General features: G+C 48.8%; 11 protein-coding genes. 5 read left to right on the top strand and 6 right to left on the bottom strand.

All coding sequences use genetic code 11. The features are described from left to right. The first annotated feature begins 29 nt into the window (after positions 1-29). Genes dcd through gcvH form a run of 4 tightly spaced genes read left to right on the top strand, consistent with a single transcriptional unit; the run spans position 30 to position 4,463 of the window. Positions 30-593 (top strand): dCTP deaminase, encoded by a 564-nt coding sequence (dcd, locus tag ABD980_RS06520; protein ID WP_260649372.1) that lies wholly within the window; start codon positions 30-32, stop codon positions 591-593. Positions 594-605: 12 nt separating this feature from the next. Then, positions 606-2,867, top strand: a complete 2,262-nt coding sequence (locus ABD980_RS06515) for an arginine/lysine/ornithine decarboxylase (protein ID WP_260649371.1) — start codon at positions 606-608, stop codon at positions 2,865-2,867. A 3-nt stretch (positions 2,868-2,870) separates the two neighbouring features. Next, a complete protein-coding gene (locus ABD980_RS06510; RefSeq protein WP_345370464.1) occupies positions 2,871-4,076 on the top strand; it encodes a BaiN/RdsA family NAD(P)/FAD-dependent oxidoreductase in 1,206 nt (401 codons plus the stop codon). A gap of 12 nt (positions 4,077-4,088) precedes the next feature. Next, positions 4,089-4,463, top strand: coding sequence for a glycine cleavage system protein GcvH (gene gcvH / locus ABD980_RS06505; protein ID WP_345370462.1), 375 nt, complete (start codon positions 4,089-4,091; stop codon positions 4,461-4,463). A 77-nt stretch (positions 4,464-4,540) separates the two neighbouring features. Here the strand turns inward: gcvH and ABD980_RS06500 are convergent, their stop codons facing one another. From ABD980_RS06500 to ABD980_RS06490, 3 genes are read right to left on the bottom strand one after another with little or no spacing between them, the layout of a single operon-like run. Further along, on the bottom strand, positions 4,541-6,178 hold the full coding sequence (locus ABD980_RS06500; RefSeq protein WP_345370460.1) for a methionine aminotransferase: 1,638 nt from the start codon (positions 6,176-6,178) through the stop codon (positions 4,541-4,543). A gap of 5 nt (positions 6,179-6,183) precedes the next feature. Further along, positions 6,184-6,987, bottom strand: coding sequence for a thymidylate synthase (locus ABD980_RS06495; protein ID WP_345370458.1), 804 nt, complete (start codon positions 6,985-6,987; stop codon positions 6,184-6,186). 2 nt (positions 6,988-6,989) lie between these two features. After that, complete coding sequence (locus ABD980_RS06490; RefSeq protein WP_260649366.1) at positions 6,990-7,412, bottom strand: OsmC family protein; 423 nt, start codon at positions 7,410-7,412, stop codon at positions 6,990-6,992. A gap of 98 nt (positions 7,413-7,510) precedes the next feature. Here ABD980_RS06490 and coq7 point away from each other — a divergent pair, with 98 nt between their 5' ends. Beyond that, the gene (coq7, locus tag ABD980_RS06485) at positions 7,511-8,209 is read left to right on the top strand and encodes a 2-polyprenyl-3-methyl-6-methoxy-1,4-benzoquinone monooxygenase (RefSeq protein WP_345370456.1); all 699 of its coding nucleotides are present in this window, start codon (positions 7,511-7,513) and stop codon (positions 8,207-8,209) included. 328 nt (positions 8,210-8,537) lie between these two features. Here coq7 and ABD980_RS06480 read toward each other — a convergent pair whose 3' ends face one another. From ABD980_RS06480 to otnI, 3 genes are read right to left on the bottom strand one after another with little or no spacing between them, the layout of a single operon-like run. Continuing rightward, entirely contained in the window at positions 8,538-9,812 is a 1,275-nt protein-coding gene (locus tag ABD980_RS06480; RefSeq protein ID WP_345370454.1) for a glycerate kinase type-2 family protein, read from the bottom strand. After that, the gene (locus tag ABD980_RS06475; RefSeq protein ID WP_345370452.1) at positions 9,802-10,692 is read right to left on the bottom strand and encodes a 2-hydroxy-3-oxopropionate reductase; all 891 of its coding nucleotides are present in this window, start codon (positions 10,690-10,692) and stop codon (positions 9,802-9,804) included. Before ABD980_RS06475 ends, ABD980_RS06480 begins: the two co-directional genes overlap by 11 nt. Beyond that, positions 10,692-11,483: a 2-oxo-tetronate isomerase gene (otnI, locus tag ABD980_RS06470; RefSeq protein WP_300647213.1), complete on the bottom strand. Its 792-nt coding sequence runs from the start codon at positions 11,481-11,483 to the stop codon at positions 10,692-10,694. The genes ABD980_RS06475 and otnI overlap by 1 nt, the downstream gene beginning before the upstream one ends. Between the last annotated feature and the right edge of the window lie 70 nt (positions 11,484-11,553).

Genomic DNA, 11,553 nt, shown 5'->3' with positions numbered 1-11,553 from the left:
GGTGGTTCTCCAGCCTAGCAGAGGGTACTATGAGTATAAAAAGTGATCGTTGGATTCGACAGCAGGCTGCAAAAGGCATGATTGAGCCTTTTGAAGCCGGTCAGGTCCGTGAAATTAATGGACAGCGCATTGTGAGTTATGGCACCAGTAGTTACGGCTACGATGTACGTTGCGCCAACGAATTTAAAATCTTTACGAACATCAATTCCACTATTGTTGATCCCAAAAATTTTGATGAAAAATCTTTTGTGGATTTTGTGGGGGATGTGTGTATTATTCCACCTAACTCGTTTGCTCTAGCTCGCACAGTTGAATATTTTCGTATTCCACGCGATGTGTTAACAGTGTGCTTAGGGAAAAGCACGTATGCTCGTTGTGGCATTATTGTTAACGTTACCCCACTTGAACCTGAATGGGAGGGGCATGTTACCTTAGAGTTTTCCAATACCACTCCACTTCCTGCCAAGATTTATGCCGGAGAGGGCTGTGCCCAAATGCTATTTTTTGGTGGTGATGAGGTCTGCGAGATTTCCTATCGAGATCGGGGTGGTAAATATCAAGGCCAGTTAGGCGTTACCTTGCCACGCACGTAGGAGCTAGTCGGCATGAAATTTCGTTTTCCTATCGTCATCATCGACGAAGACTTTCGTTCTGAAAATGCATCCGGTTTGGGGATTCGTGCCCTTGCCGATGCCATCGAAGCTGAGGGCGTCGAAGTTCTCGGCGTTACGAGCTATGGTGATTTAAGTACCTTTGCTCAACAGCAAAGCCGAGCTAGTGCTTTTATTTTGTCTATCGATGACGAGGAATTTGATGAGGACTCCCCCGAGGATGTGGCGGCAGCGATTAAAAATCTGCGCACATTTATCGGCGAATTACGTTTTAGAAACGAGGATATCCCCATTTACTTATATGGTGAAACCCGTACGTCGCAACATATTCCTAATGATATTTTGCGCGAATTACACGGGTTTATTCACATGTTTGAAGACACCCCAGAGTTCGTGGCGCGCCATATTATCCGCGAAGCGCGCTCTTACTTAGACGGTTTGGCTCCTCCTTTTTTCCGTGAGCTGGTGAAATACGCTTCGGACGGCTCATATTCCTGGCACTGTCCTGGGCACTCGGGTGGGGTGGCGTTTTTAAAAAGCCCTGTGGGACAGATGTTTCACCAGTTTTTTGGTGAGAACATGTTGCGTGCGGACGTATGTAATGCCGTCGATGAGCTGGGGCAGTTGTTGGATCACACCGGTCCTGTAGCCGAGGCGGAAACGAACGCAGCACGTATTTTTCATGCGGACCATTGCTTTTTTGTTACGAATGGCACATCTACGTCCAATAAAATAGTTTGGCATGCCAACGTAGCGAACAACGATATTGTGGTGGTAGACCGTAACTGCCACAAATCCATATTGCATGCGATTACCATGACGGGGGCGATTCCGGTATTTTTACGCCCCACGCGTAATCACTTAGGGATTATTGGCCCGATTCCCTTAGAGGAATTCTCTCCCGAAAATATTCAGCGTAAAATCGAAGCGAACCCTTTTGCGCGCGAGGCCGCGAACAAAATGCCTCGCATCTTAACGTTAACGCAAAGCACTTATGATGGGGTGATTTATAACGTTGAGCAAATCAAAGAAACGCTGGGTGAAACCATTGATACGTTGCATTTTGACGAAGCGTGGTTACCGCATGCCGCTTTTCATAGTTTTTATAAAGACATGCATGCGATTGGTCCGGATCGCCCGCGTTGTAAAGATACGATGGTGTATGCCACTCACTCAACGCATAAGCTTTTAGCCGGTTTGTCACAAGCGTCTCAGATTACAGTACAAGATGCTGAAAACCGAGCATTGGATCGCAACGTGTTTAACGAGGCGTATTTAATGCACACATCAACTTCGCCGCAGTATGCCATTATTGCGTCGTGTGATGTCGCCGCTGCGATGATGGAGCCCCCTGGGGGTACCGCTTTAGTCGAGGAAAGCATCAAAGAAGCGTTGGATTTCCGGCGTGCAATGCGTAAGGTTTCCTCTGAATACGGTAAAGACGACTGGTGGTTTCAGGTATGGGGCCCCGATAAGCTAGCAACCGACGGGATCGGCTCACGCGATGATTGGCTTTTGAAATCCAATGATCGTTGGCATGGTTTTGGCGAGCTTGCCGATGGCTTTAATATGCTGGACCCCATTAAGGCTACGGTAGTGACGCCGGGGTTGGATATTTCGGGTACCTTTGCAGAAACTGGAATCCCTGCCGCGTTAGTGTCTAAATATTTGGCAGAGCATGGGGTGGTGGTAGAAAAAACGGGCCTGTATTCCTTTTTTATTCTGTTCACCATCGGGATCACTAAAGGTCGCTGGAATACCTTGTTGACGGCTTTGCAGCAGTTTAAGGACGATTATGATCGTAATCAGCCCTTGTGGCGTATTTTGCCAGACTTCTGCAAGGCGCACCCCACCTATGACCGTTTAGGTTTACGTGACTTGTGTCAGCAGATTCACGAGGTCTATAAGAAATACGATTTGGCGCGTTTAACCACCGAGGTGTACCTCAGCGATATGGTGCCGGCGATGAAGCCTTCAGATGCCTATGCAAAAATGGCGCATCGCGAAGTTGAGCGCGTCAGCATCGATGAGCTAGAAGGGCGAGTGACAGGGGTGTTATTAACTCCTTATCCTCCTGGGATTCCTTTGCTTATTCCTGGTGAGCGCTTTAATCGTATGATTGTGGATTACTTACAGTTTGCACGGGAATTCAATGCCCAGTTTCCAGGCTTTGAGACGTATGTACATGGCTTGGCACAAGATATCGGGCCCGATGGTCAACCCCGTTATTATGTAGACTGTATTCGCGAAGACTAATCCATGGTGGTTCATTTTGATGTGGCAGTTATCGGTGCCGGCGCTGCGGGTATGATGGCTGCCAGCGTGGCAGGGCAACGAGGCTTGCGCGTGGTCTTAATCGACCACGCCAAAAAGCTAGCAGAAAAAATTCGCATTTCTGGGGGCGGTCGCTGTAATTTCACCAATATTGGTACCACCGCCCAAAACTTTATTTCTCAAAATCCGCATTTTTGCCGCTCGGCTTTGTCAGCGTACACGCCACAAGACTTTTTGCGGTTGGTCAATGCGTACGGGATTGCTTGGCACGAAAAGCATAAAGGGCAGTTGTTTTGTGATGACTCCAGTGAGTCCATCATTCAGCTTTTGCGCCAGGAGTGTGCCAAAGGTAATGTTTCATGGCGTATGCCTTGTGCTGTACAAGCCATTCAAAAAACGGATAGTGGTTATCAGCTTGCTACAGATGGGGGCGCGATTGCCTGTGAGCAGTTAGTGATCGCTACTGGCGGCATGGCTTTACCTCAGGTGGGGGCGACGGATTTTGCCTTGCGTGTGGCTCGACAGTTTGGTTTAAAAGTTGTTGAGCCTAGGCCTGCATTGGTGCCGTTGACGTTCGATGCATCATCATGGAAGCCTTTTGTGCCCTTAAGCGGTGTGAGTGCCGAGGTCATGTTATCGAATCAAACAAAGCCACGGGTTCAGTTTTTGGAAGATTTACTCTTCACACACCGCGGTTTATCTGGTCCAGGTATTTTGCAGATTTCCAGCTATTGGCAGCCGGGACAAAGCATTTGTATTAACTTGCTGCCAGAACAAGACTTGGGACAGCAGTTGGTGGCGGCTAAAAAAGGCAATAGACAGCAATTGGATAATTATTTAGCTACTTTTTTGCCGCGGCGACTGGTGGAGCAATGGCTAAACGCAATGCAAATCTTACCCGCTGGTTGGGAGCAAAAAAAAGTGGCAGATATGGGGGATAAGGCTTTATTACAACTGGGGCAGGCGCTACAGTCTTGGACGCTTTTTCCAACCGGTACAGCAGGGTATAAAAAAGCGGAAGTGATGCGTGGTGGCGTCGATACGAACGAGCTTAATCAGAAAACCATGGCCGTTAAAACCCACCCAAATTTATATTTTATTGGGGAAGCAGTGGATGTCACGGGTTGGCTTGGGGGTTATAATTTTCAATGGGCATGGGCGTCAGCTGTGGCTTGTGGCCGAGCTTTATAAGGAAAGGAGTATATGCGCTTACCAACAGATCGAAAATATCTAGCAACTCACGAATGGGCTTTAGTCAAAGGTGACGAGGTCTGGGTTGGCATTACGGATTTTGCTCAAGACCAATTGGGCGATTTGGTTTTTGTCGGTGATTTTAAAACCGGTGTGCATTTACAGGCTGGGGATGTGGCCGGCGTGGTGGAGTCAGTAAAAGCGGCTTCGGACATTTATGCCCCTGTAGCTGGTGAGGTCATTGCTTTTAATGAGCAGTTGAATGATGCTCCGGAGTTACTTAATGATCAGCCTTATGAAACATGGATTTTTAAGCTCAAACCGTCGCAGATAAGTGATGTGGATGCTTTATTAAGCGCGGAGCAATATCAAGCAGAAAATAGCTGAAGCGCAAATCACCGGAGTGATACACTTGGTTTTATAAAAGGGGCTGGGTAATACCAGCCCCTTATGTGTTTTGGGTGTTAGCGCGGTTGAAGACGCCGCAAGCGTGTAATGGCTGCATCTAAGGTTTGGGTTGTTTTAGCAAAGCAAAAACGGATTAGGCGCTGCTCGGTGGGAGCTTCTTTGTAGAATGCACTATATGGGATAGCGGCGACTCCATACTCTTGAATTAGGCGATGGCAAAAATCCATATCGTTTTCTGTGCTAAAGGCGGAATAGTCTGCCGTAATAAAGTAGCTGCCCGCACTAGGTAAAAAACGCCAGGCTGTGTGGGCTAAACCCTGAAGAAAATAAGCCCGTTTTTCAGCATACATAGGTGCCACAGCAGCAATCTGTGCAGGGTCCTGCATGATTTTGGCTAAGGCAAATTGCGAGGGGGTATGTACAGAGAACGTCGTGAGATTATGAATTTTGCGGATTTCCTCGCTGAGATAAGCTGGAGCTGCGCAAAAACCCACTTTCCAACCTGTAATATGAAAGCTTTTACCAAATGAGCCAATAACCACACTGCGTTCGCGTAGTTCGGAATGAGTGGCCACACTATGATGCTGTTGGGGGGCAAAGACCATATCGGCGTAGACCTCATCGCTGATCACAACAACTTGAGTACGGCGTAGCCGTTGTGCCAGTTGCTGCAGGTCTGCGGGTTGTAAAATGGTGCCACTTGGGTTGTGAGGGGTATTAAGAATCAGTAGTTTGGTTTTAGGGCTTAGTAGCTGTTCCAGAGCCTCCCAGTCAATCGCAAAATCGGGGGCATGTAGAGGTAGACGCTTCACGATGCCACCGGCTAATTCGATGGTGGGCTCGTAGGTATCGTAAGCAGGCTCTAGGATGATGGCCTCATCGCCAGCCCCCACAAAAGCCAAAATTGAGCAAAATAAGGCTTCGGTGGCGCCGGCGGTCACCGTAATATTTTGCTCAGGATCATAGGTGTGGCCGTCTCTTCGCTCAAGGTAGTGACTAATCTGTTGGCGTAAAGCTAAGACTCCTGCACCAGGCGCGTATTGGTTCATACCCTGTTTTGCATAATGATCTAGCCAATGCAGTAATGCCGGATCACAGCCAAAATCGGGAAAGCCTTGGGCTAAATTCACTGCTTTGTGTTGAGCAGCTAAACCCGACATATAGGAAAAAATATTGGGGCGAAGATGGGGTAGTGGGCTACGTATAGATGGGCGATGTTTATAGATTACAAAATCATAACGATAGCCGTTTTCTTCGGGTTGCGGCTCGCGTTGCACCTCGGTCCAGCCAGCAGGAAGCGGTGGGAAAAAGGTGTCTCCATCTACGTGGGCGTGCACTTCGGTGGCAATCAGCTCATCGGCTATTGCTAGTCCGAGTTGAAAAATCTGCTCACCCCCAATGATGCAAGCGGTGTCGTAACCATGACAGGCGGCAATGGCGCTGTCCAGGTCTGGGTAAACAGTAGCACCGTGAGCGACATAATTGGGGTTGCGGCTGATAACCAGATTGGGGCGTCCAGGTAATGGTCGCCCCAGTGATTCCCACGTTTTGCGCCCCATAATAATGGGTAGCCCCATGGTGGCGGCTTTAAAATGAGCTAGATCGTTAGGTAAACGCCAAGGCAAATCGTTATCTTTGCCAATGCAGCGATTGGTGGAGTACGCCACCACAAGACGAAGCGAGGGTGTAGACATAGGGATTAAACCGCCACAGGGGCTTTGATATGTGGATGGGGGTCGTAGCCGACGATTTCGAAATCTTCGTATTCATAGTCAAAAATCGAGGCCGGTTTACGACGCAGTTTAAGCTTTGGATAGGGGCGAGGGTCGCGGCTGAGCTGTAGCTGTACTTGTTCCATGTGGTTACTGTATAGGTGGCAGTCACCACCTGTCCAAATAAAATCGCCCACATCGAGATCACACTGTTGCGCCACCATATGGGTTAAAAGGGCGTAGCTGGCAATATTGAAAGGCACACCAAGAAAAATATCTGCGCTGCGCTGATAGAGTTGGCAGGATAATTTGCCATCGGCCACATAAAATTGAAATAGGGCGTGACAAGGCGGTAAAGCCATATTTGGAATATCACCCACGTTCCAGGCCGATACGATTAAGCGCCGCGAATCAGGATTGGTTTTAATTTGTTTGATCAGGTCCGTGATTTGATCAATATGTGTGCCATTAGGAGCGGGCCAGGAGCGCCACTGCACCCCATAAATTGGGCCGAGATCACCATTTGCATCGGCCCACTCGTCCCAGATGGTAACGTTATGATCATGCAGCCACTTGATGTTGTTATCACCGCGTAAAAACCACAATAACTCAATAAAAATGGAGCGTGTGTGCAGTTTTTTGGTGGTGATCAGTGGAAAACCGTTAGCTAAGTCAAAACGCATTTGGTATCCAAATACGGATTTGGTGCCGGTTCCGGTGCGATCATTTTTTATTGTGCCGTGTTCGTATACATGGCGCATGAGAGTTTCGTATTGATTATAGGAGCCCATAATTAGCTGTTCCGAATCTCGACAGAGTAAGTGATATTAGCGGTTTTACCGAGCATGGCACTGGCCGAGCAGTACTTATCATGGGATAGTTTGACAGCACGCTCAACGGCATTTTCCGGTAAGTCTTTGCCACTGACGATAAAGGCAAAGTGAATTTGGGTGAAGACTTTGGGGTCGGTGTCTGCGCGCTCAGCAACAAGGCTAACTTGGCAGTCTGTGACGGCATGGCGCCCCCGCTTTAAAATCAACACCACATCGTATGCCGCGCATCCCCCAGCCCCAGCAAGGAGCATTTCCATCGGACGTGGGGCGCTATCATTGCCGCCACCCTCGACCGCACCGTCCATGACAGTGACGTGACCACTGCCTGTGCTCGCCACAAACAGCATGCCATTATTATGATTCCAATTAACCGTACATTTCATGATAGGTATAGTCCTTTTACTGATTTAGCCCAAAAGCTCATAACGACTTTGGCATTACAATAGCATGATTGTAAGCCTACAATTTATGCGAGGATTAAATGAGCACATCCATTCAAGTAGAAAATACCGCTCCAACAGCGTCGGTACCTAAGCTAGAGCGACGCCCATCTTTGTTTGACACGGTGTTAACAGAAATTGGCCATGCGGTGCATGTGATCAGTCGTTCCGCTCAAGCATCTAGACCTAACCCGGCGGGTAAGCCAACGGCGCAGGACAATACGTTAAGCCCAGAAGAAGCGCGTCATGCGGCTGGCTTGATGCGCGTTAATCATGTAGGAGAAGTATGTGCCCAAGCGCTCTATCGTGGGCAAGCGTTGATGACTCAAGACGAGTCGATTAAGGCTTTATTATACGAGGCTGCCACCGAGGAGGTGGATCATTTGGTGTGGTGCGATGATCGCTTAAAAGAACTAGGCAGTCGCCCTAGTATTTTTAATCCTTTTTGGTATGCTGCATCTTTAGGGCTAGGTGTGGTGGCAAGCCGTGCAGGTACGCCGTATAACTTAGGTTTTATGGCAGAAACGGAGCGTCAGGTTGAACAGCATTTGGATAGCCACCTGCAGTCTTTGCCCCCGCACGATACGCGCTCTCGAAAAATTGTTGAACAAATGCGTCTGGATGAGATTGAGCATCGCACCACCGCTGAAAATCATGGGGCTAAAGCCTTGCCTGCCCCTATAAAGCTCGCGATGCGTTTCATGTCCAAAGTGATGACAACCACGGCGTATCGGATCTAGTACTATCCCTTACGACTAAGATTAGGGTTTATTCCTAAAGACTTTTCTCTAAGTTTGTTGATTTTTTGCTACAAAACCACAGATTCATGAGAAAAAAGCCCAAGTATCTTGCATTGCACAAAAGTAAGCACTATACTTTAGTCATTGGATGTCGAAACGCAACGCAAGAGTAAAAACCCTAATTGGTTGCGCAGGCTCGGGAAAACCCCTTGTAGCCCGACATGCCCCGGTTGTCTCCTCCACCCTCCTCCTTTGGTGGATTTGCCCGAGATCTTTTGATCTCGGGTTTTTTTTTGCCTAAACGATTATTTAGAGCAAAAATTATCATCTAAGCAGGCAGTAAAATAGCTCGAAAGTCATTGACATTGGTTTGAGTGGGGCCGGTAATCAGTTGCTGATCCAAGCGCTGAAAAAACTGATGGGCGTCTTGTCGTTGCAAATAATCCATGGGGTCAAGGCCAAGAGCCAGGGCTTTGTTCCAGCTTTGATCGGTAATAAACGCACCAGCTACAGGTGCTGCGCCATCTACACCATCGGTGTCAGCAGCTAGCGCAGCATAAGGAAATTGATCTTTTAGGGTGATAAGTAGCGCCAGTAAAAACTCCACATTGCGGCCTCCGCAGCCATTTCCTTTCACCTGTACTGTAGTTTCACCACCAGAAAGGAGCACAGCGGGCGCGGCAGCAGGCTGCCCATGTTTTTGACAATATTTGACGATGGCTGCCATTACTTTTGCTACTTCTTTGGCTTCGCCCTCGATGGTGTCACCCAAAACAAGAGGCGTATAACCCTGTTCTTGGTAAAGCGTAGCCGCGGCCTGTAAGGCTGTGTGTGGGGTGGCGATAACATGCGTTTGGACGCGTGCTAAGCGAGGGTCGTCTGCTTTGATGCTTTCCCAAGCGCAGCTCTGGAGCCCATGCTGTATGGTGGGACTTAGGGCAATGGCATAGTGCTGTAGGATCTGTAAGGCGGCTTGTGCGCTACTGGGGTCTGCGACGGTAGGACCCGAAGCGATATGGCTAGGGTCATCACCGGGTACATCAGAAATAATTAAATTGACCACACGCGCAGGGTAGCAGGCGGCGGCCAAGCGCCCCCCCTTGATCGCTGATAAGTGTTTGCGCACGATGTTGATTTCATCAATGCTGGCACCACTGTGTAATAGTTGTTGGCTAAGTTGCTGTTTTGCTTCTAGTGTTAGGCCTGTGGCGGGCAGACTTAATAAAGACGAGCCGCCCCCAGAAATAAGGCAAATAACCAGATCGTCGGCGCTTAGCGCGTGAACGGCCTGATGTATTTGTTGGCTGGCTTGCACGCTGTTGTGGTCGGGAACAGGGTGCGCCGCTTCGATGAGGCGTATACGCTGGGTAGGGAGCGTAGAGCCATAGGGAACCACGACCACCCCGCTAAGCTGACTTTTATCCCCTTGCCACGCGTTTTCTACGGCTTGCGCCATGGCGGCGCCGGCTTTACCCATCCCGATGACAATAGTGCGCCCCGACGGCGGTGTTGGTAAGTAGGGTGGTAGCGCATACTTGGCTTGGGCGGCTTGTACAGCCGCGCTAAAGCCGGCGCGTAAAAGGGTAATATGGTTAGCTGTCATCACGAATCGAATGGTTGGCCAGCTGCTCGATGACTTTAATCACGGCAGAGTGATCCCACTCGCTACCGCCTTGGGCGATGCAGCTACTGAGCAATTGTTGAAAGAGCGCCGCCCCGGGTAAGGCCACCCCGAGTTCGCGAGCTGTGTTGAGCGCACTGGTGATGTCTTTTTGATGTAGGTTGACTTTAAACCCCGGGGTAAATGTGCCCGCGGTCATGCGCTTACCGTGGACCTCTAAAATCCGTGAGTTTGCAAACCCTCCCATGAGCGCTTGTCGTACTTTTTCTGGGTCCGCCCCAGCTTTAGAGGCGAGCACTAAGGCTTCTGCAACGGCTTGGATGCTCTGTGCCACAATGACTTGGTTAGCCATTTTCGTAATTTGACCAGCGCCTACATCGCCGACATGAGTGATGTTTTTTCCCATCACTTGAAAAAGTGGTAACACACGTTGAAAAGCGGATTCAGAGCCACCCACCATAATGCTTAATGTGCCCGCTTGCGCGCCTACATCACCGCCAGAAACGGGCGCATCCAAATAATCAGCGCCTGCGGCCTGAACTCTCTGCGCAAATGCTTTGGTAGCGACAGGCGAAATGGTACTCATATCCACGATGACCTTGCCCTGAAGATTGGCTTCGATGACGCCATTTTCCCCAAATAAAACCTGCTCAACGTTTGGGGTGTCATTCACAATAAGAATAATAATGTCAGCCTGTTCAGCGGCCGCTCGCGGGCTATCACAAAGATGGGCACCGGCTTCGGGTATAGAGGGGTGGGTGTGGCTACGGGTGTAGGTGTTTACTGGATAACCGGCTTTAAGCAGATTTAAGCACATGGGAACACCCATAATCCCTAAACCAATAAATGCAATATTCTCCATTATTTTGTCCTTTGGGGTTGGTAACGGCGTAGCCAGCTTAATCCTTCTGCTGTGGTTGCAGCAGGTAGGTACTCACAACCTATCCAGCCGGCATAACCTAAATGATCCACTAAATGAAAAATAAAGTCATAATTGATTTCCCCTAGATGGGGCTCATGGCGTCCGGGGGAGTTCGCAATTTGAATGTGGCCGATATAAGTTAAGAAACGCTCTAGGGTATGACTAATATGACCTTCTACGCGTTGGGCGTGATAAATATCGTATTGCAACTTGAGGTTTGTTCGATTCAGTTCATTGATGATTTCTACCGCTTGTTCGCTTTGTTGTAAAAAGTAGCCCGGCATATCGTAAGGGTTGATTGGTTCAATACAAATTACCCGATTATGTTGCGCCGCAATATCCGTGGCATAGGCAAGGTTAGTCAAATAGGTATCAAGGGCTTTGGTATAAGATAAACCCTCTGGACGTATCCCCGCCATACAGTGCATGAGCTCATTACCTAGAGTATTGGCGTACTCCATGGCTATATGTACCCCCTCTTGAAATTCTGTTTGGCGGTCTGGTAAGCAAGCCAACCCTCGTTCACCTTGATCCCAGCGTCCTGCGGGTAAGTTAAATAAGACTTGGGGTAGAGACTGGTCATCTAGCCATTGCTTAAGCTGGGCTGGTGTATAGTCATAAGGAAAAAGGTATTCAATACCACTAAAACCGGCAGCGGCTGCATGAACAAAACGTTTAGGAAACTCGTACTCTGTAAAAAGCATACTAAGGTTAGCAGCAAACTTTGGCATGTTAGCTCCAAGCAGTCGTCAGGGAAGATAGTGAGATTGGTGTGATCAACATAAAATGATTTTGTCTTTC

The organism is Paenalcaligenes hermetiae (assembly GCF_039543645.1).
Classification (GTDB): Bacteria; Pseudomonadota; Gammaproteobacteria; order Burkholderiales; family Burkholderiaceae_B; genus Paenalcaligenes; species Paenalcaligenes hermetiae.
Note: the sequence above shows the minus strand (reverse complement) of the source record. Positions and strands in the feature narration are given on the sequence as shown.